Annotated in this window: 18 protein-coding genes and 2 rRNA genes (1 of these 20 only partly in view); 10 read left to right on the top strand and 10 right to left on the bottom strand. The window is 64.5% G+C overall.

Features of this window, described 5'->3' with window-relative positions; all coding sequences use genetic code 11:
* Nucleotides 1-56 precede the first annotated feature (56 nt).
* From F813_RS0107105 to F813_RS0107095, 3 genes are all read left to right on the top strand, one after another.
* Nucleotides 57-1,343: an HlyC/CorC family transporter gene (locus F813_RS0107105; protein WP_017926035.1), complete on the top strand. Its 1,287-nt coding sequence runs from the start codon at nucleotides 57-59 to the stop codon at nucleotides 1,341-1,343.
* Nucleotides 1,343-2,689 (top strand): DNA repair protein RadA, encoded by a 1,347-nt coding sequence (gene radA, locus F813_RS0107100; RefSeq protein WP_012981836.1) that lies wholly within the window; start codon nucleotides 1,343-1,345, stop codon nucleotides 2,687-2,689. The genes F813_RS0107105 and radA overlap by 1 nt, the downstream gene beginning before the upstream one ends.
* A gap of 635 nt (nucleotides 2,690-3,324) precedes the next feature.
* Nucleotides 3,325-4,317 (top strand): IS110 family transposase, encoded by a 993-nt coding sequence (locus F813_RS0107095; protein ID WP_017926034.1) that lies wholly within the window; start codon nucleotides 3,325-3,327, stop codon nucleotides 4,315-4,317.
* Nucleotides 4,318-4,801: 484 nt separating this feature from the next.
* Here F813_RS0107095 and F813_RS0107090 read toward each other — a convergent pair whose 3' ends face one another.
* The 4 genes from F813_RS0107090 to F813_RS0107075 all read right to left on the bottom strand — a co-directional run bounded on the left by F813_RS0107090 (nucleotide 4,802) and on the right by F813_RS0107075 (nucleotide 7,744).
* Nucleotides 4,802-5,407: a DUF3501 family protein gene (locus tag F813_RS0107090; protein ID WP_012981834.1), complete on the bottom strand. Its 606-nt coding sequence runs from the start codon at nucleotides 5,405-5,407 to the stop codon at nucleotides 4,802-4,804.
* A gap of 40 nt (nucleotides 5,408-5,447) precedes the next feature.
* Nucleotides 5,448-5,750: an encapsulin-associated ferritin-like protein gene (locus tag F813_RS0107085; protein ID WP_017926033.1), complete on the bottom strand. Its 303-nt coding sequence runs from the start codon at nucleotides 5,748-5,750 to the stop codon at nucleotides 5,448-5,450.
* A 65-nt stretch (nucleotides 5,751-5,815) separates the two neighbouring features.
* A complete protein-coding gene (locus F813_RS0107080) occupies nucleotides 5,816-7,168 on the bottom strand; it encodes a heterodisulfide reductase-related iron-sulfur binding cluster (protein ID WP_012981832.1) in 1,353 nt (450 codons plus the stop codon).
* Between the two features lie 156 nt (nucleotides 7,169-7,324).
* Nucleotides 7,325-7,744, bottom strand: coding sequence for a rubrerythrin family protein (locus F813_RS0107075; protein ID WP_012981831.1), 420 nt, complete (start codon nucleotides 7,742-7,744; stop codon nucleotides 7,325-7,327).
* A gap of 261 nt (nucleotides 7,745-8,005) precedes the next feature.
* On the opposite strand from F813_RS0107075, the gene xseB reads away from it, so the two are divergent.
* The 4 genes from xseB to queD are packed head-to-tail and all read left to right on the top strand — an operon-like array spanning nucleotide 8,006 to nucleotide 11,520.
* Nucleotides 8,006-8,278: an exodeoxyribonuclease VII small subunit gene (xseB, locus tag F813_RS0107070; protein ID WP_012981830.1), complete on the top strand. Its 273-nt coding sequence runs from the start codon at nucleotides 8,006-8,008 to the stop codon at nucleotides 8,276-8,278.
* 9 nt (nucleotides 8,279-8,287) lie between these two features.
* Entirely contained in the window at nucleotides 8,288-9,181 is an 894-nt protein-coding gene (gene ispA, locus F813_RS0107065) for a (2E,6E)-farnesyl diphosphate synthase (protein WP_012981829.1), read from the top strand.
* Nucleotides 9,182-9,193: 12 nt separating this feature from the next.
* Nucleotides 9,194-11,095 (top strand): 1-deoxy-D-xylulose-5-phosphate synthase, encoded by a 1,902-nt coding sequence (dxs, locus tag F813_RS0107060; RefSeq protein ID WP_017926032.1) that lies wholly within the window; start codon nucleotides 9,194-9,196, stop codon nucleotides 11,093-11,095.
* Between the two features lie 41 nt (nucleotides 11,096-11,136).
* The gene (gene queD, locus F813_RS0107055; RefSeq protein ID WP_012981827.1) at nucleotides 11,137-11,520 is read left to right on the top strand and encodes a 6-carboxytetrahydropterin synthase QueD; all 384 of its coding nucleotides are present in this window, start codon (nucleotides 11,137-11,139) and stop codon (nucleotides 11,518-11,520) included.
* A 45-nt stretch (nucleotides 11,521-11,565) separates the two neighbouring features.
* On the opposite strand, the gene F813_RS0107050 is transcribed toward queD, so the two are convergent.
* From F813_RS0107050 to F813_RS0107040, 3 genes are all read right to left on the bottom strand, one after another.
* On the bottom strand, nucleotides 11,566-12,984 hold the full coding sequence (locus F813_RS0107050) for a PhoH family protein (protein ID WP_012981826.1): 1,419 nt from the start codon (nucleotides 12,982-12,984) through the stop codon (nucleotides 11,566-11,568).
* An 82-nt stretch (nucleotides 12,985-13,066) separates the two neighbouring features.
* Nucleotides 13,067-13,543 (bottom strand): peroxiredoxin, encoded by a 477-nt coding sequence (locus tag F813_RS0107045; protein ID WP_012981825.1) that lies wholly within the window; start codon nucleotides 13,541-13,543, stop codon nucleotides 13,067-13,069.
* 47 nt (nucleotides 13,544-13,590) lie between these two features.
* Nucleotides 13,591-14,145 (bottom strand): glycine cleavage system protein R, encoded by a 555-nt coding sequence (locus F813_RS0107040; protein ID WP_012981824.1) that lies wholly within the window; start codon nucleotides 14,143-14,145, stop codon nucleotides 13,591-13,593.
* 229 nt (nucleotides 14,146-14,374) lie between these two features.
* Here F813_RS0107040 and dapA point away from each other — a divergent pair, with 229 nt between their 5' ends.
* The 3 genes from dapA to F813_RS0107025 all read left to right on the top strand — a co-directional run bounded on the left by dapA (nucleotide 14,375) and on the right by F813_RS0107025 (nucleotide 17,287).
* Nucleotides 14,375-15,253 carry a 4-hydroxy-tetrahydrodipicolinate synthase gene (gene dapA, locus F813_RS0107035; RefSeq protein WP_012981823.1) on the top strand — a complete coding sequence of 293 codons (879 nt, stop codon included), beginning with the start codon at nucleotides 14,375-14,377 and terminating at the stop codon, nucleotides 15,251-15,253.
* Between the two features lie 8 nt (nucleotides 15,254-15,261).
* Nucleotides 15,262-16,428: an outer membrane protein assembly factor BamC gene (gene bamC / locus F813_RS0107030; RefSeq protein ID WP_017926031.1), complete on the top strand. Its 1,167-nt coding sequence runs from the start codon at nucleotides 15,262-15,264 to the stop codon at nucleotides 16,426-16,428.
* 94 nt (nucleotides 16,429-16,522) lie between these two features.
* On the top strand, nucleotides 16,523-17,287 hold the full coding sequence (locus F813_RS0107025; RefSeq protein ID WP_038060044.1) for an MBL fold metallo-hydrolase: 765 nt from the start codon (nucleotides 16,523-16,525) through the stop codon (nucleotides 17,285-17,287).
* A 43-nt stretch (nucleotides 17,288-17,330) separates the two neighbouring features.
* On the opposite strand, the gene F813_RS0107020 is transcribed toward F813_RS0107025, so the two are convergent.
* The 3 genes from F813_RS0107020 to F813_RS0107010 all read right to left on the bottom strand — a co-directional run.
* Nucleotides 17,331-17,543, bottom strand: a complete 213-nt coding sequence (locus tag F813_RS0107020; protein ID WP_026148179.1) for a hypothetical protein — start codon at nucleotides 17,541-17,543, stop codon at nucleotides 17,331-17,333.
* Between the two features lie 119 nt (nucleotides 17,544-17,662).
* Nucleotides 17,663-17,778, bottom strand: a 5S ribosomal RNA gene (gene rrf / locus F813_RS0107015).
* A 119-nt stretch (nucleotides 17,779-17,897) separates the two neighbouring features.
* Nucleotides 17,898-19,857, bottom strand: a 23S ribosomal RNA gene (locus tag F813_RS0107010); it runs 920 nt beyond the window's last position.

Raw genomic sequence — 19,857 nt, 5'->3', positions numbered from 1 at the left:
TGACCCAGACGCCCTTCACGGGGCGACCACCCCATCCCTGACCCGCAGGCCGCCCCTTGCAAGAGATCCCGCTCTCCTTTCTTTTCGGCGCCCTGATCGTTCTGTTCCTGCTGTCGGCGTTTTTCTCCGGTTCGGAGACCGCGCTGATGGCACTGAACCGCTACCGCATGCGCCACCGCGCGCAGACTGGACACCGGGGCGCTGCACTCGCCGCCCGGCTGCTGGAGCGGCCGGACCGCCTGATTGGCCTGATCCTGCTGGGCAACAATTTCGTCAATATCCTGATCGCGCAAATCGCCACCTTTATCGGCTGGCGACTATTCGGCGATACCGGCGTGGCCATTGCTACCGGCGTTCTTACGCTCACCCTGCTGATCTTCGCCGAGACAGCCCCCAAGACCCTCGCGGCCCTGCACAGCGAACGTGTCGCCTACCCGGCGGCCTGGGTCTATACCGGCCTGCTGAAGGTGATGTGGCCGGTGGTCTGGATGATCAACGTGATGGCCAATGGCGTATTGCGCCTGTTCGGGGTGCACATGAAGCCTGGCCAGCGCTCGGCCCTGAACACCGACGAGCTGCGCAGCGTGGTCTCCGAGGCTGGCTCGCTGATCCCGGCGAACCACCAGCGCATGCTGCTGAACCTGCTGGACCTGGAACGCACCACGGTCGAGGACATCATGATCCCGCGCAACGAGATCGTGGTGCTGGACCTGAACGAGCCCTGGAACGAGGTCGTCGAGCAGCTGGTCCATGGCAGCTTCACCCGCCTGCCGGTGGTCGAGGGCGAACTGGACCATATCGTCGGCTTCCTGCACCGACGCGACGTGATCCCGCTGATCGAGCGCGATGACTTCGATGCCGACGACCTGCGCCAGATCCTGACCCCGCCCTACTTCATCCCCGAGGGCACGGCGCTGAACCGCCAGCTGATCAACTTCCAGCAGCAGAAAAAGCGGATCGGCCTGGTGGTGGACGAGTACGGCGACATCGAGGGACTGATCACGCTGGAAGACTTGCTGGAGGAGATTGTCGGAGAGTTCACCACCGACTCCCCGGCCATGAGCGACGACGTGCTGCGCCAGGAGGACGGCTCGGCGATGGTCGATGGCGGCATCCACCTGCGCGAGCTCAACCGCTCGCTGGGCCTGGAGCTCCCGGTGGATGGCCCCAAGACCCTCAGCGGACTGATCGTGGAATACCTTGAGAGCATTCCCGAGGCGCCAGTAAGCGTGCGCATCAATGACGTGGTGATGGACATCGTGCAGATCAAGAACAACACCATCCGCACGGTGCGCGTGGTCGCCCCTGATCTACCGACAAGCCCGGACAACAAGGAAGCCTGATGGCGAAGGCGAAGACCCAGTACGTCTGCCGGGAATGCGGCGCGGTGAGCCCCAAGTGGGCCGGCCAGTGCGGCGACTGCGGCGCCTGGAACACCCTGGAGGAGGCCGTACCGGCCACCCAGGCCGGCCCACGTGGCGGCTACGCCGGCGAGGTCGCCGGCATCACCCGGCTGGGCGAAGTGGAGGCCGGCGAGGTCCCGCGCACCGGCACCGGCTTGTCGGAACTGGACCGTGCCCTGGGCGGCGGGCTGGTACACGGATCGGTCGTGCTGCTGGGCGGCGATCCGGGGATCGGCAAGTCCACCCTGCTGCTGCAGACCCTGGCCATGCTGCCGGTCGGCGACACGCTCTATGTGACCGGCGAGGAATCCGCCCAGCAGATCAGCATGCGCGCGCGCCGCCTCGGGCTCGAGGTCGACGGACTGCGCCTTTTGACCGAGACGCAGGTGGAAAACGTGATCGCCACCTGCGAACGCGAACGCCCGCGCGTGCTGGTGATCGACTCCATCCAGACGCTCTATACCGCCGCGCTGCAGTCCGCGCCCGGCTCGGTCGGCCAGGTGCGCGAGAGCGCCGCGGCACTCGTACGCCTGGCCAAACAGCGTGGCATCACCGTGATCCTGGTCGGCCATGTGACCAAGGACGGCCAGCTCGCCGGCCCGCGCGTGCTGGAGCACATGGTCGATACCGTGCTCTATTTCGAGGGCGACCCGGACGGGCGCTACCGCATGCTGCGCGCGGTGAAGAACCGCTTTGGCGCGGTCAACGAGCTGGGCGTGTTCGCCATGCTGGAGAACGGCCTGAAGGCAGTCTCCAACCCCTCCGCGATCTTCCTCTCGCGCCACCAGGGCCCGGTGCCCGGCAGCGTGGTAATGGTCACCCGCGAGGGCACCCGACCACTGCTGGTGGAGGTACAGGCCCTGGTCTCCGAGAGCCATGCCCCGCAGCCACGGCGCATCACCGTCGGCCTGGAACAGAACCGCCTGACCATGCTGCTGGCCGTCCTGCACCGCCACGGGGGCGTGGCCCTGTTCGACCAGGACGTTTTCATTAACGTGGTCGGCGGCGTGCGCGTCACCGAGACGGCCGCCGACCTGCCGATGCTGGCCGCCGCCCTGTCGAGCTTTCGCGACCGGCCGCTGCCGCAGGAGATGCTGGCCTTTGGCGAGGTCGGGCTGGCCGGCGAGATCCGGCCTGTGCCGAACGGCGAGGAGCGCCTGCGCGAGGCGGCCAAGCACGGCTATACCCGGGCGATCGCGCCGGCGGCCAACGCGCCACGCAAGCCCATCAAGGGCATGGAAGTGGTCGCGGTCTCCCGCCTCTCCGAAGTCCTCGACGCCCTGTAGCGCCTGGCCCCGCCGCCTCTTCTGGCTAGGCTCGGTTCGTCATCTGGTGTTTACGATGGCTTCGTCCGGCCGCCTGCCTGCGCTGTCTCGCCAGCGCGCCGCGCCAGTTCTTAATCAAAAACGGGCTTCTTTGCTCGTGCAAAGAAGTACCCAAGAAACACGCCCGGGATTCGCCCGGGAACCTTGCTCCGGCCGCGCCAGGCCGGCGGCGCTGAAACTCGCTGCGCCTTCGGCTTCGCTCAGACAGTTAGCGTCCCCGTTACTATTTTGAATCGTCCGGCCTGTCACACCCTCCACAAAGGGCTCATATCGGGAGGGTAGGTCAAAACCGACGGTGTCCCCGTACCTGTCCTAAGCCCCGAGCTGTAGGGTGCGTTGAGCGCAGCGAAACGCACCACTCCGACGCCGGGGCAACCCAGATGCGATTCGCTGCGCTCATCCGCATCCTTGTGTCTTGCGGTTCACGGATCGCTACCATGGACCGCACCGGGCTCGGGGTAACCCGATCGCATCCTGAGGTCACGAACCTGTGCCGTAGATGGGCCCCCGAGTCCTTTTTCATCTCGAAGTTTGAACGGTATCCAAGCCCCCCGTAAGGGACGGGTGAGGCTGTACGGACAAGGCGAGAGGACGAGATGGCCCATATCGGCATTGATGTCAGCAAGAACAAGCTCGACTGCATGTGGGTCCGGGATCTGGAGGCGGGCAAGGTCAAGCCGAAGGTATTCCCGAACCGCCAGGACCAGTATCCGGAGTTGCTGCGCTGGCTGCAGCGCAACACGGGTGAAGCGCCCGAGACGCTTCAGGTGTATCTGGAAGCCACCGGCATCTATCACGAACCGCTGGCCTACTGGCTGCATGAGCAGGGGGTTCGGGTCCATGTGCTGAACCCGGCCCAAGTGCGCTTCCACGCCCAGGGCATGGGGGTGCGCAACAAGACCGACCGCAAGGACAGCATGATGCTGGCGCGTTACGGCATCGAGCGCGCGCCACGGCGCTGGCAGCCCGAGCCGCCCGAGGTGCGGGAGCTCAAGCGCCTGCTCAGCCGGCTGGAAGCCCTTGAGGAGGACATCCGGCGCGAGGAGAATCGCCTGGAGAAGGCGCAGTTCAGCGAGGACACCCTCGCCCAGGCGTCGATCGACAACGTGCTGCAAGCCCTGCGCGAGGAACACCGTCGGCTACAGCAGCAGATCGATGATCACTTCGACGCGCATGATCATCTCAAGCGGGATCGGGCCTTGCTGGAGAGCATCCCCGGCATCGGCCGCGTGCTGTCGGCCTCGATGACCGCAGCGCTGCGCAGCCGCGCGTTCACGAGCGCTCGACAAGCGGCGGCGTTCCATGGGCTGGTACCGGTCCTGCAGGAGTCCGGGACCTCGGTCCAGCGACCCCCGCGGCTGGCGAAGGCCGGCTCGGGGCGGCTGCGCAAAACGCTCTACATGGCCGCTGTGGTGGCCACCCGCTACAACCCGGACGTGCGGCGCCAGTACCACCGCCTCCTGAGGCGGGGCAAAGCCAAGATGGCCGCCATCGGGGCGGCCATGCGCAAGCTCCTGCACATCGCCTTCGGCGTCCTCAAGTCGCAAACCCCGTATCAACCCCGAAATGACACGCCTTGCACCTCATAGGGCAAGACGGTATCTACGACGGGTTCTGGCGCCCACTGGCAGGCGCGGCACGCCAGGGCCGAAGGCCGCGCGTGCCCAGGATGTTGGAACACCTTGCCTCCAGCCATTCGCACAAACGTCAGGACCGCCGTTGTCTTGACCTTCATCCCCCGTATGAAGCCCCTTGCGGAAGGGTCCTCGGGGCGGAAGAGAGGCGCTGACTGTCTGAGCGGAGCCGAAGGCGCAGCGAGTTTCAGCGCCGCCGGCCCGAGGACCCTGGAGCAAGGTTCCCGGGCGGAATCCGGGTGCCCTTCTTTGGGTACTTTCTTGGGCAAGCAAGAAAGTACCTCGCGGCGCGCTCGCGAGTGAGCGCTTGGCAGGCGGCCGGACGAAGCCATCGTAAACACCAGACGACGAACCAGGCCCAGCCTGAACAGCCGCGGCAAAAGCCGGAAACGAAAAAGGCGCCCGGAGGCGCCTTTGGTGAAGCGGTCAAAAGGCCGCGTCAGTTGACGGCGTCGAGGTCGGACGCGAGGGATTCGCGCGTGCCCTCTGAGACGGCGTCCAGCCGGTGGCTGTAGTTCTCGTGCTCCACCCCCATGGCGATGGCTGCACCGGATTTCACGGCGGAGACCATCTCCGGGGTCAGCTCGAAGCGCAGGAAGTGCACCGACGAGGTCTTGTCGTCAGTCTCGCGGTCCAGATCCTCGTTCGCGATCGGGTAGACCTTGTCATGGCCCTCGACCTGCACGTAGGTCTTGCGCTCGATCCCGATCAGCTTGGACAGCTGGACCTTGCGCTCGTCCACGTCCGGATACTCGACCATCATGGTCGCCTTCCAGTTGGAGCCGTCCGGGATCAGCGGGTTGTAGGCGTCCAGCTCGTCCTGGATGCCCTCGGCGTCAAAAATCTTCTCGACCCGCAGCATCTCCTGGATCTGGTACTGCATGGTCTTGCGATCCTCGAAGTGCAGGGTCACGGCCGGGCCCACCTGCACCACGCGATTGCGCTTGTGCTGCATGACCTCGTTGCGGAACTGGGGCCGCAGCTCGTGGTACTTCTCCAGCGAATACAGGTCTTCTCGACTCAGCTTGTCCACACTTGCCTCCATCTCGCTACCTCCGTCACGCCGGACTGGTCCGCAGGACCCCTCAGTGGTCGTGGTGTCCCATCTTCGTGTAGTCCTTGTCGGACCAGAGGTTGTCTTTCAGTTCATGGTCGAACACCGGGTTATGGCGACGGATCCACTCCAGCACCATCGCCGCATGTTCGATCTCCTCGTCGCGGTTGTGCGCGAGGATCGCCTTGAGTTCCTCGTTCTTGCAGGCATCGATGCGCTGCTGGTACCAGTCCACCGCCTCGAGCTCTTCCATCAGCGAGACGATGGCGCGATGCATCTCGCGCGACTCGTCGCTCAGTTCCTCGACGGGTTCGTGGTAGCTGTCACTGGCCATTTCGTGTCTCCATCCGTGGCGCCTCGGCGGGCGCGCATCGTGTTGCTAGTAGCCGATGCCCGGCGCTACAGGCCGTAGGCCTGGCGCAGCAGGGTCAGCGGGTGTTCGGGCGCCTTGTCCTCGCCCTTGCCCTGCAGCCCGTTCTCGATCATGTGCCCGGCCATCGGGCAGTCACTCGAGTAGTGATCGGACTCGGCCTTCTGCACCCGGTTCACCACCGGGCGGCAGATCTTGGCCGCGGTCTCGTAGAACTCGCTCTTAACACCATAGGTGCCATCGTGCCCGGAGCAGCGTTCGATCACGTCGATCTCGGTATCCGGCACGAGCTTCAGCAGGTCACGGGTCTTCAGGCCCATGTTCTGGACCCGCAGGTGACAGGCCGCGTGGTAGGCGATCTTGCCGAGCTTCTCGGGGAAATCGGTCTTCAGCTTGCCTTCCTTGTGGCGCTCCATCAGGTATTCGAACGGGTCGAAGATACGATCGCGCACGGCGGCGACATCGGGCTCGTCCGGGAACATCAGCGGCAATTCCTGCTTGTACATCAGCACGCAGGAGGGGACCGGCGCGACAATGTCATAGCCCTGATCGATCATGCGCTTCATCGCCGGGATGTTCGCATCCTTCGCGGACTCGACCGCCTTCAGGTCGCCCAGTTCGAGCTTGGGCATGCCGCAGCACTGCTCTTTCTCGACCAGGGTGACCTCGATGCCGTTATGCTCGAAGACCTTGACTAGGTCCTCGACCAGGTGCGGCTCGTTGTAGTTGCCGTAGCAGGTAGCGTAGAGGGCGACCTTGCCCTGGGTGGCACCGGCCGGCTCGGGGTTGCTAACCCCCTTGGCAACCTTCGCCATGCGCGAACGACCCTTGCTCGAGTGGTATTCGGGGACCGGGGCATCCGGGTGCACGCCCATAGTCTTGTCCAGCACCTTCCGCATTGCGCCGTTCTTGTTCGCGGCGTTGACTACGCCGGCGACCACCGGGATGCCCGCCAGCTTGCCGACGGTATCGGTGCTGGACATGAACTTGTGCGCGGCCTTCGCTCCCTCTTTCTGGAAACGCACGGCTTTGGCCCGCAGCATCAGGTGCGGGAAGTCGACGTTCCATTCGTGCGGGGGCACGTAGGGGCACTTGGTCAGGTAGCACAGATCACACAGGTAGCAGTGATCGACCACCTTCCAGTAGTCCTTCCTGTCGACCCCGTCGACCTCCATGGTCTCGGATTCGTCGACCAGGTCGAACAGCGTGGGGAACGAATTGCAGAGGCTGACGCAACGCCGGCAGCCGTGACAGATGTCGTAGACCCGCTCCAGCTCGGCGAACAACGATTCCTCGTTGTAGAACTCGGGATTCTTCCAGTCCAGCGGATGGCGGGTCGGGGCTTCCAGACTTCCTTCACGTTGGTGCGTCGGCGCAGACATGCATCCCTCCGGTATCCGTATCAGTGACGATGCTTCGAGGGAAACACGGAACAACGTGCGAACGCAGCCGCAGGGCTGACTTCACAGGCTGTTCCGTACCTCCCGGAAAACGGGGCCGGAGTACCGGCCCCGCATGCTTCCGTTACTACCGGACGATCAGTCGTCCAGCTGGTCCAGGGCCTTCTGGAAGCGGTTGGCGTGGGAACGCTCCGCCTTGGCCAGGGTCTCGAACCAGTCGGCGACTTCGTCGAAGCCTTCGTCGCGGGCGGTCTTGGCCATACCCGGGTACATATCGGTGTACTCATGGGTCTCGCCGGCAACGGCGGTCTTCAGGTTCGCGGCGGTGGAGCCGAACTCCAGACCAGTGGCCGGGTCGCCGCAGCTCTCGAGGTACTCAAGGTGACCGTGGGCGTGGCCGGTTTCGCCTTCGGCGGTGGAACGGAACACGGTCGCGACGTCGTTGTAGCCTTCCACGTCCGCCTTGGAAGCGAAGTACAGGTAACGACGGTTGGCCATCGATTCGCCGGCAAAGGCCTCCTTGAGGGCTTCTTCGGTCTTGCTACCTTTCAGTTCCATGGGTCTCTCCTCTTGCTGGTTAAGATCTGCACACCGATGCGACCGCTGCGCAGACCGGACATTTAGACTGTGTCTAAACCACTTCGAAACTCTAGTCAGCACCCGGTCGCATGTCAACCGATTGCCCCGGTGACCGTGGGGGCACGGTCACGAAACTCAAGCCCCCGGTATCCCGGCTTCTTTCCTCGCCGCGGCGGATCGGATACTTTCTCACCTTTTGGCCCCCGCGATCCAATAAGAACCCAAACGTAATCCGACACCATGACCGACACATCCACCGACAGCCCTGCCGAGTTCGAAGCCAGCCTGGAGGCCCTGGAGGCCCTGGTGGCGCGGATGGAGTCCGGCGAACTGGGCCTGGAACAGTCGCTGGAGGAATTCCAGCGCGGCATGGAGCTGGTCGGCCTCTGCCAGAAGGCGCTGGACGACGCCCAGGCACGCATTGAAAAACTCGCCAGCGCGCCAGCGGAGCAGGGCACGGTGTCCGGGAGCGCCGCCGGCACCCCGACCGACCCCGACGACGTCCCGTTCTAGGATCCTGCCTTGGCCACCCCTGACCCATCCGAGGCGCTGAAAGCCTATCAGCGTCGTATCGAGACCGTACTCGACCAGCGCCTGGCGGCCGACTCTGCCCCGGACCCGCGGCTCATCGAGGCCATGCGCTATGCCACCCTCTCCGGCGGCAAGCGCCTGCGACCGGTACTGGTATACGCGGCCGGGGCCACCTGCGGCGCCCCCGATGACGTGCTTGATGCGATGGCGGCGGCCGTGGAGATGGTCCATGTCTATTCGCTGATCCACGACGACCTTCCGGCGATGGACAACGACGACCTGCGCCGTGGCCGGCCCACCTGCCACCGTGCGTTCGACGAGGCCACCGCCATCCTCGCCGGGGATGCACTACAGGCTTGCGCCTTCGAGATCATGACCGCCGGCGTGCGCGCCCTGCCCGGGACAGCCGCTCTGGATGCCCTGGCCGAGCTCGCGCATGCAGCGGGCCTGCACGGCATGGCCGGCGGTCAGGCCATCGACCTTGGCGCCTGCGGCAAGCCAATCGATCTGGCGGAACTGGAGCGCATGCACCGGCTCAAGACCGGTGCCCTGATCCGGGTCTCGGTGCGCCTGGGCGCCATCGCCGGCGGCGTTCCGGGGGACGCCCTTGGCCACCTGACCCGCTACGCCGAATGCATTGGCCTGGCCTTCCAGATCCGCGATGACGTGCTCGACGTGGAGGGTGACCCGGAGGTGCTCGGCAAGGCCTGCGGCGCGGATGCCCGACTGGACAAGGCCACCTTTCCCTCGCTGCAGGGCCTGGAGGCTTCGCGCGAGCGCGCGGTGGCCCTGGTCGACGAAGCGCTGGCCGAGCTGCAACCCTTTGGCCAGGAGGCGGACTTGCTTCGCTTCCTCGCGCGGTACATCGTCGACCGCATGAACTGATACGGCCTGCCCATGACCCCCACGCCCCTGCTGGATGCAATCGAATGGCCCGCCGACCTGCGGGCACACCCGGCCTCGGAACTGCCCGGCCTGGCCGGCGAGCTGCGCCAGTTCCTGATCGAGAGCGTCTCGCGCACGGGCGGGCACCTGGCCGCCAACCTGGGCACGGTGGAGCTCGCGATCGCGCTGCACTACGCGTTCAACACCCCGGATGATCGCATTGTGTGGGATGTCGGCCACCAGGCCTACGCGCACAAGATCCTGACCGGGCGGCGGGCCGGCATGGCCAGTCTGCGCCAGTACGGCGGACTGGCCGGGTTCCCCAAGCGTGCGGAGAGCGAATACGACGCCTTCGGGGCCGGGCATTCCAGCACCTCGATCAGCGCGGCCGCCGGGATGGCCCTGGCGGCCAAGCACGCCGGACTGGACCGCCGCCATGTCGCGGTGATCGGCGACGGGGCGATGACCGCCGGCATGGCCTTCGAGGCGCTCAACCATATCGGCGATCTTGACTGCAATCTGCTGGTCATCCTGAACGACAACGACATGTCGATCTCGCCCAACGTCGGCGCGATGAACCAGTACTTCACTCGCCTGCTGTCCGGACGCATCTACAGCTCGGTGCGCGAGGGCTCCAAGCGCATGCTGGAGTTCGTCCCGCCGGTGAAGGCCTTTGCCGAGCGCGCCGAGGAACACATGAAGGGCATGCTGGTACCTGGCACGCTGTTCGAGGAGCTGGGTTTTCGCTATTTCGGCCCCGTGGATGGGCACGACGTAAACGGCCTGGTATCGATCCTGAAGAACCTGCGCGGCGGCCACGGCCCACAGCTGCTGCATGTGGTTACGCGCAAGGGACAGGGCTACGCCCCGGCCGAGGAAGATCCCTGCCGCTACCACGGGGTCTCCAAGTTCGAGCCGGAAAACGGCCTGAAGCCCTCGGGCCCGAAGGCACCGACCTATACCGACATCTTCAGCCAGTGGCTTTGCGATCAGGCCGCGGCCGACGAGCGCCTGCTGGGCATTACCCCGGCGATGCGCGAGGGTTCCGGCCTGGTCGCCTTCTCCGAGCAGTTCCCCGAGCGCTACTTCGATGTCGGAATCGCCGAGCAGCACGCGGTCACGCTGGCCGCCGGCATGGCCTGCGAGGGACAGAAGCCCGTGGTCGCGATCTACTCGACCTTCCTGCAGCGGGCGATGGACCAGGTGATCCACGACGTCGCCCTGCAGAACCTCCCGGTACTGTTCGCGGTGGACCGCGCGGGAATCGTTGGCGCTGATGGCCCGACCCATGCCGGCACCTTCGATACCGCGCTGCTGCGCAGTGTCCCCAATATGCTGCTGATGGCCCCGGCCAGCGAGCGCGAGTGCCGCCAGATGCTGTCCACTGGCTACGCCTACGAGGGCCCGGCGGCGGTGCGCTATCCGCGCGGGGGCGGCCCCGGCGTCCTGCCGGAAGGGGGCAGCGAGGATTTGGAGACCCTGCCGATCGGACGCGCCGAGGTCGTACGCGAGGGCCGGGGTCTGGCGATCCTCAGCTTCGGCGCGCTGCTGGAGACCGCCCTGGCCGCCGGCGAAGCGCTGGATGCGACCGTGGTGAGCATGCGCTTTATCAAGCCACTCGACACCGAACTGCTGGCGCGGCTGGCCTCCAGCCACGAACGCTTCGTGGCGCTCGAGGATCATGCCCGAGCCGGTGGCGCCGGCAGCGCGGTGCTGGAATGGCTCTCCGCCGAGGGCCTGACCCTGCCCTGCCAGGTACTGGGCATCCCGGACGTCTTCACCGAACACGGCTCGCGCGAACAGATCCTGGCCGACTGCGGCCTCGACACCGAGGGCGTGCTGGCCGCGATTCGCCACGCATCCGGGCAGGAGAATTGCGCGGAAGACAACGGCCGGCTAGGCTTCGCGGGCTGACACAACCCCGGCCGGCGACGGCCGCTCGCCCGGAAAAGATCATGAGTGCCCGCTACACCCTTCGTGTCCTGACCGACTTTGCCTCCGCGCATACCCTGCGCGACTACCCGGGGCAGTGCGCGAACATGCACGGACACAACTGGAAGGTAGAGGCCGAAGTCCAGGCCGAGACCCTGGACGACGCCGGCATGGCGGTGGACTTCAAGGTGGTCAAGACCGCCGCGCGCGAGATCGCCGGGCAACTGGACCACCGCTATCTGAACGACGTCCCGCCGTTCGACACGGTCAACCCGACCGCCGAGAACATCGCGCAGTGGTTCTTCCGTCAGATGTCCGAACGCCTGAACCGCCCGGGCCTGCGCATGCACGCGCTGACCCTGTGGGAGACCGACCGCGCCTGCGTACGCTACAGCGAGGACGGCTAGCCCCTCCTCTTGCGCCCCGCAACGACGGGGCGCATCCGACAACCCCTACAGGTGATTCGAGGCGTAGTCCGCCAGCCGCGAGCGCTCGCCGCGGGTGAGCGTGATGTGGCCGCTGTGGGTCCAGTTGCGGAAGCGGTCCACCACGTAGGTCAGGCCGGACGAGGTCTCGGTCAGGTACGGGGTGTCGATCTGCGCGATGTTGCCCAGCGCCACCACCTTGGTGCCCGGCCCGGCGCGGGTGACCAGGGTCTTCATCTGCTTGGAGGTCAGGTTCTGCGCCTCGTCGAGGATGATGTATCGGTTGAGGAAGGTGCGCCCGCGCATGAAATTCAGCGAGCGGATCTTGATGCGGCTGGTCAGCACGTCGTTCGTGGCCGCCCGCCCCCAGTCGCCCGCACCCTCGGACTTGGCGAGCACCTCGAGGTTGTCCATCAGTGCGCCCATCCAGGGGGTCATCTTTTCCTCCTCGGTCCCGGGCAGGAAGCCGATATCCTCGCCCACCGGGACCGTGACCCGGGTCATTATGATCTCCTTGTAGGTGTTGTCCTCCAGCGTCTGCGCGAGCCCCGCGGCCAGCGCCAGCAGGGTCTTGCCGGTGCCGGCAGCCCCCAGCAGGGAGACGAAATCCACCTCCGGGTCCATCAGCAGGTTCAGGGCGTAGTTCTGCTCGCGGTTGCGGGCATTGATACCCCAGACGCTGTGGCGCGGGGTCATGTAGTCGTCCACCAGCTCGATCACCGCGGACTCGTTCGGCTGATCGATCTCCAGCACGATCGCGGACAGCGGGTTCTCCCCCTCGCGGTACACGAACTGGTTGGGCTGCCACTCGCTGACCAGGGGTCCGGTGACCCGGTAGTAGGTCCGGCCGGACTCCTGCCAGGAGTCCATCTTGGCCCCGTGGGTCTCCCAGAAGTCCGCCGGCAGCTCGGTCATGCCGGAGAACAGCAGACTGACGTCGTCCAGGACCTGGTCGTTGTAGTAGTCCTCCGCGTGCAGGCCGATCACCGCCGCCTTGATGCGCAGGTTGATGTCCTTGGAGACCAGCGTGACCGGGAGATCCGACCACTCCGTCTTGAGTGCCTGGGCGGTGGCCAGGATGTCGTTGTCCGGCGTCGAGCCGGGCAGCGAGTCCGGCAGGCGCGAGGTCAGATTGCGGGTCTGAAAAAACAGCCGCCCGGAGGGTGCAAGCGTCGACTCGCTGAGCGATTCGGCCTGTAGCGGCAACCCGGCGGCGATCTGCTCGTGGGTCGCGCCACTCATCAACTCGTCGATAAAGCGCGAGACCTGGCGCACGTTGCGCGCGACCTCGGAGACCCCCTTCTTGCCGCGGTCGAGCTCCTCGAGCACGACCATGGGCAGGAAGATGTCGTGTTCCTTGAAGCGGAACAGCGCGGTGGGATCGTGCATCAGGACATTGGTGTCCAGGACAAACAGGCGTTTCGGGTCCTCCGGTGTTTCGCTCATGGCGCCTCCGCGGCCGGGGTGAGTCGAAAACAAATGGGTCGAACGTCTACTGCCAGTGCTCTCGAAGAATTCGCGCGGCGCCTCACTGGCCGGCCATCTCGCGCACCGCGGCCAGGACCTCGTCCACATGCCCCGGCACCTTGACCTTGCGCCATTCCCGGCGCAGCACGCCCTGCTCGTCGATCAGGAAAGTGGAGCGTTCGATACCGCGCACCTGCTTGCCGTACATGTTCTTCATCTTGATTACGTCAAACGCCTCGCACAACTGCTCGTCGGCGTCGCTCAGCAGGTCGAACGGCAACTCCTGTTTGGTGCGGAAGTTCTCGTGGCTTTTCACGCTGTCGCGCGAAACCCCGAGGATGACGGCGCCGGCGGCGTCGAACGCGGCCTTGTTGGCGGCAAAATCGCGGCTTTCGTTGGTGCAGCCCGGGGTGCTGTCCTTCGGGTAGAAATAGAGCACCACGACCTTGCCGCGAAAATCACCCGGGCCCAGGGTCTGCTCGCCGGTGGCGGGCACGCGCAGGTCTTCGGGAACGGTCTGGTCAATGGCGATCGTCATCAGCTGTCACTCCGTGTCGAGGTTGGGCCGGACAGCCCCGGATCGGATCAGGCCTTGATCGGATCCAGCACCCCGTCCAGGTTCAGTTCGTCGCAAAAATCCATGAATTCGCCGCGCAGGCTGGCCAGGTGCTGTCCCGCCGGGATGTCCACCACCATGTTGGCGGCGAACATGCGCGCCCCCGTGTGCTGAGCGGTATAGACGCGCGTCTGCACATCGCGCAGGTTCACGCCACGGCTGGTGAAGAAATCGGCCAGGGCATTGACCAGCCCCGGGGCGTCCAGCGCGACCACGTCCACCGCATAGGCCATCGCGGGCTGGCTGGACTCATCCAGCGGCCCACGGCGCACAGTGATCGCGAGATCCAGCTCGGCCTCCAGCCGTTCCAGGCGGGATTCCAGCGTGGCGAGGGTCTTCCAGTTGCCGCTGGCGCTCAGCGCCATGCAGCAATAGCCGTCCAGGGTCGTAATGCGGCTGGACTCCAGGTTGCAGCCTGTATCGACGATTACCCGCGTGACGCCGGCCACCAGGCCAGGCTGATCGGGTCCGATCAGGTTCAGGATCAGATGGGTGTGCGAGCCGGCCCCGACGACCTCAGCCATGCCGGCCCCTGGAGCGCAGAGCGCCGCCGAACGGCCAAAGGCCTGAGGCAATGCTGGACGGGTTGGATGCATCTGCGGGCATGATGGCTGGGAACATACCACCTCGCCCTGGTGGCGCCAACGGTCGGGGTGGCATGGAAGGGTCATCCAGACGGGGGCTTCGCGCGGCTTCTTGAACGCCTTGTCGCGCGCCCGTTAGACTGCACCATTACCGTCGCTGGAGGAGTCGATGTTTCAAGGCAGCATGGTCGCACTGGCGACCCCGATGCACGCGGACGGCAGTCTTGACTGGCCGGCGCTTGATCGGCTCCTCGAATTCCACATCGAGGCCGGAACCGACGCCATCGTAGCGGTCGGTACTACCGGCGAATCCGCCACCCTCGATTTCGACGAACACTGCGAAGCGATTGCCCATACGGTCAAGACCGTGGGCGGTCGCCTGCCGGTCATCGCCGGCACCGGCGCGAACTCCACGCGCGAGGCGATCGCCCTCACGCGCTGCGCCCGCGAGGCCGGCGCTGATGCCTGCCTGCTGGTATCCCCGTACTACAACAAGCCCACACAGGAGGGCTTGTATCTGCACCACAAGGCCATCGCCGAGGCCGTGGATATCCCGCAGATCCTCTATAACGTCCCGGGACGCACGGCCGTCGACATGCTCCCCGAGACGGTCGAACGCCTGGCCGACATCCCCAACATCGTCGGGCTCAAGGAGGCAACGGGCAATAACGAGCGCACCGCGGAGCTTGTCCAGCGCGTGGGGGGGCGATTGGACCTGTTCAGTGGCGAAGACGCCAATGGTCTCGCGTTCATGCTGGCCGGAGGGCAGGGCGTCATCTCGGTGACGGCCAATGTCGCGCCGGCACTGATGTCTCGCATGTGCCGAGCCGTGCGCGAGGGCCACGCGGACGAAGCGCGCGAGATCAATCGCCAGCTCGACGGCCTGCATTCGGCCCTCTTTCTCGAAGCGAATCCCATCCCGGTAAAATGGGCCTTGCAGCGCATGGGGATGATAGAGGAAGGTATCCGCCTGCCTCTGACACCCCTTTCCGAACCGTTCCATGCACCGGTACTGGACGCGATGCGCCAAGCCGGCATTGAGGTCTGACTCCGATCATGAAAGTGCCTTTCAAGCCCTATCACGCCGCCACGCGCGCCACCCTCGCGATCGCCACGGGGCTCGCCGTCGCCGGGTGCGGAACCTGGGGCGGTGACCGTCAAACCGGCCCGGAATACGAGATGAGCCGGCAGATGGAGGACCTCGAAGTCCCGCCGGATCTGATTGCCCCCGACACCGAACGCGCCTACCGCCTGCCCGATGACCCGGGCGGCCGCATCAGCGCCCGCGACATGCAGCAAGACACGGCCCAGCGCCAGCAGCAGCCCGCACAGGCCCAGCCCGGCACCCCAGCCAGCACCGTCCAGGTACTCCCGGAGTCCGCCGAAGTCCAGCTCATGCGCGACGGTGGCACGCGCTGGCTCCAGGTCGACGGCGACCCCGGCGAGATCTGGGACCGACTGGTCGCCTTCTGGGACAGCCAGAACCTCCGGCTGGAACGTAACGAACCCCAGGTCGGCGTGATCCAGACCGAGTGGGCCGAGGACCGGGCCGGCATCCCGTTGCGCGGCACGCAGAACATCTTCGCGCGTGCCCTGGGCAACGTATACGACGCCAATACCCGGGACCAGTACCGGATGCGCGTCGAGCGCGTCAACGGGCAGTCGGAAATCTACATCACCCACCGCGGCGCCGAAGAACAGGCCGAGGGCCAGTCCTGGCGCTGGGCCATGCGCCCATCGGACCCGGAACTCGAAGCCGAGATGCTTAACCGCTTGCTCGTGTTCCTCACGACCGGCGATCCAGGTGAAGGGGGCGCACGCGTTGCCGAGACCCTCGTCGACCGTCCGACCGAACTGCAGATGACGGAACATGATGGCTCGCCCGCCCTGCTGCTGGGTGGCGAATATGAACGCGTCTGGCGCCAGCTGGGGACCTTCCTGGACCGTGCCGGATTGCTGGTGGACGAACAGGACCGCCAGGCCGGCATCTACGAGGTCACCTACCGGCCAGACATGACCGGCGAGCGCGACGAGCCCGGTTTCTTCGGCCGCATCTTCGGCCGCGGAGGAGACCGTCGCGAAAACGAGCGCTACCAGATTCGCCTGCAGGAACGCGGCGATGGCGACCTCTTGATCGAGGCACGCGACCTCGAGGGCGACCGCCTGAGCGATCGCGACGCCGAGTTCGTGCTGGAGCGCATTCAGACTCAGATGCAGCGCTAGGACCGCAGCCCGGGGACCCCGCCAAGCGCGCGACCGACATCATCGCGGGCGACCCCTGACGGGCCGCGCGGCAACCACACCTTCGGAGCAGTCCGTGATCCGATTCTGTTCACTTGGCAGCGGGAGTGGCGGGAACGCCCTCGTGGTCGAGATCGGCTCGACCCGCCTGCTGGTGGACTGCGGCTTTTCGGTCCAGGAACTCGAACGGCGCCTCGCCCTGCAGGGGCTGACCGCGTCCGATCTCGATGGCGTCTTCGTGACGCACGAGCACGGCGACCACTTGGGCTCCGCTCCGGCCCTCTCGCGCCGCTACGGCCTGCGGGTCTACGCCTCCGCCGGCACCCGACTGGCAGCCCGCGACAACGGCTTCGCCCATTTCGAAGAGATCCAGCCTGACGTCACAGTCGAGGTCGATGACGCCCGCGTCACTCCCTATACAGTTCCCCACGACGCACGGGAACCCACCCAATTCGTGTTTTCGGATGGAGCGTCGCGCCTCGTCCTGATGACCGATGCAGGCCATATCACGCGGCACATGATCGATATCGCCTCAGGGGCGCAGGGTCTGCTCCTGGAATGCAACCACTGCCCGGAGCTGCTTGCAGCGGGGCGTTACCCACCCAGACTAAAGCGCCGCATTGGGGACGGCTACGGACATCTACCCAACCACGCCGCGACCCATCTCCTACAGCGGGCTGATACCAGCAAGCTGGAACACCTGATCGGCATGCACCTTTCGAACGACAACAACCGTCCCGAACTCGCTGCACAGGCCCTGTCCGACGGGGTGAGCACCACTCGCGACGATATCACCATCGCCGACCAGGACTCCGGCTTCGGCTGGCGCTGTATTCAGTAGCTGGTACCCTGCCCCGGACCGTCCTACGGACGGCACCCGCACTCTACCGGCGCGACTCGCGCAGAAAGTAGATCCCGCCCGCAATAAAGGCCAGACCGATAATGGTCGCGATCGGCCCCCCGAATCCCGCTCCCTCTCGTGGCGCGATTGGCGTAAACGCCACCTCCCCTCCCAGGACCGCGTAGGCACCAATCCCGATCAGCACCAGCCCGACCGCCACCAATCCGCGATCTGTTCGTTTGTTGCCTCGAGCCATGACGCATACATCCTTCTTCTGTTCGCAAGGGCGGCCACACCCGCACTCACCATGCTCCCTCCGACCAGACCCATCAAAAAAGCCCGGCCCCCATATTGGGAACCGGGCTTCGGATAAATGCCTGGCGGTGACCTACTCTCACATGGGGAGGCCCCACACTACCATCGGCGCAGAGCAGTTTCACTTCCGAGTTCGGGATGGGATCGGGTGGTTCCTACTCGCTATTGCCGCCAGACAAACTGGCCAGATAATGCAGCGCAAGCGCTACGCTATCTGAATTCGGAATGCATTCTAGGTGATGTGTACAACAGTGATGTGTCAGACGAGACCAACCATCAACACCTTGGGTGTTATATGGTCAAGCCGCACGGGCAATTAGTACTGGTTAGCTGCACGCGTTACCGCGCTTCCACACCCAGCCTATCAACGTTGTAGTCTTCAACGGCCCTTTAGGGACCTCGAGGGTCCAGGGAGATCTCATCTTCAGGTGGGTTTCCCGCTTAGATGCTTTCAGCGGTTATCCCTTCCGCACATAGCTACCCGGCAATGCCACTGGCGTGACAACCGGAACACCAGAGGTGCGTCCATCCCGGTCCTCTCGTACTAAGGACAGATCCTGTCAAATCTCCGACGCCCACGGCAGATAGGGACCGAACTGTCTCACGACGTTCTAAACCCAGCTCGCGTACCACTTTAAATGGCGAACAGCCATACCCTTGGGACCTGCTTCAGCCCCAGGATGTGATGAGCCGACATCGAGGTGCCAAACACTGCCGTCGATATGGACTCTTGGGCAGTATCAGCCTGTTATCCCCGGAGTACCTTTTATCCGTTGAGCGATGGCCCTTCCATACAGAACCACCGGATCACTAAGACCTGCTTTCGCACCTGCTCGACGTGTCTGTCTCGCAGTTAAGCACCCTTTTGCCTTTGCACTCGTCGCGCGATTTCCGACCGCGCTGAGGGTACCTTCGCACTCCTCCGTTACTCTTTGGGAGGAGACCGCCCCAGTCAAACTACCCACCACACACGGTCCCCGACCTGGATAACAGGCCTGGGTTAGAACTCCAAAATTGCCAGGGTGGTATTTCAAGGTTGGCTCCACTGAGACTGGCGTCCCAGCTTCAAAGCCTCCCACCTATCCTACACAAACAAGTTCAAAGTTCAGTGTGAAGCTGTAGTAAAGGTTCACGGGGTCTTTCCGTCTAGCCGCGGGTACACAGCATCTTCACTGCGATTTCAATTTCACTGAGTCTCGGGTGGAGACAGCGCCGCCATCGTTACGCCATTCGTGCAGGTCGGAACTTACCCGACAAGGAATTTCGCTACCTTAGGACCGTTATAGTTACGGCCGCCGTTTACCGGGGCTTCGATCAAGGGCTTCGCCGAAGCTAACCCCATCAATTAACCTTCCGGCACCGGGCAGGCGTCACACCCTATACGTCCTCTTTCGAGTTTGCAGAGTGCTGTGTTTTTAATAAACAGTCGCAGCGGCCTGGTCTCTGCGACCTCGACCAGCTCAGGGAGCAAGTCCCATCACCAGCCAAGGCGTACCTTCTCCCGAAGTTACGGTACCATTTTGCCTAGTTCCTTCACCCGAGTTCTCTCAAGCGCCTTGGGATTCTCACCCTGCCCACCTGTGTCGGTTTGGGGTACGGTCCCGCGTTAACTGAAGCTTAGAGGATTTTCCTGGAAGCAGGGCATTGGTCACTTCGCTCCCGTAGGAGCTCGTCATCGTACCTCAGGATTGTGCCCCCGGATTTGCCTAAGGGCACTCCCTACATACTTAAACCGGACACCAACAGCCGGATGACCTAGCCTTCTCCGTCCCCCCATCGCATTAACGCGAGGTACAGGAATATTAACCTGTTTCCCATCGACTACGCATTTCTGCCTCGCCTTAGGGGCCGACTAACCCTGCGCCGATTAACGTTGCGCAGGAAACCTTGGGCTTTCGGCGGATGGGTTTTTCACCCATCTTATCGTTACTCATGTCAGCATTCGCACTTCTGATACCTCCAGCATGCCTCTCGACACACCTTCACAGGCTTACAGAACGCTCCTCTACCACTTGCAAAGCAAGTCCGCAGCTTCGGTACATGGCTTAAGCCCCGTTAAATCTTCCGCGCAGGCCGACTCGACCAGTGAGCTATTACGCTTTCTTTAAAGGATGGCTGCTTCTAAGCCAACCTCCTGGCTGTCTCTGCCTTCCCACATCGTTTCCCACTGAGCCATGATTTTGGGACCTTAGCTGGCGGTCTGGGTTGTTTCCCTTTCCACGACGGACGTTAGCACCCGCCGTGTGTCTCCCATG

The organism is Thioalkalivibrio sp. HL-Eb18 (assembly GCF_000364985.1).
Lineage (GTDB): Bacteria > Pseudomonadota > Gammaproteobacteria > Ectothiorhodospirales > Ectothiorhodospiraceae > Thioalkalivibrio.
This window is presented reverse-complemented; position numbering and strand designations above follow the sequence as displayed.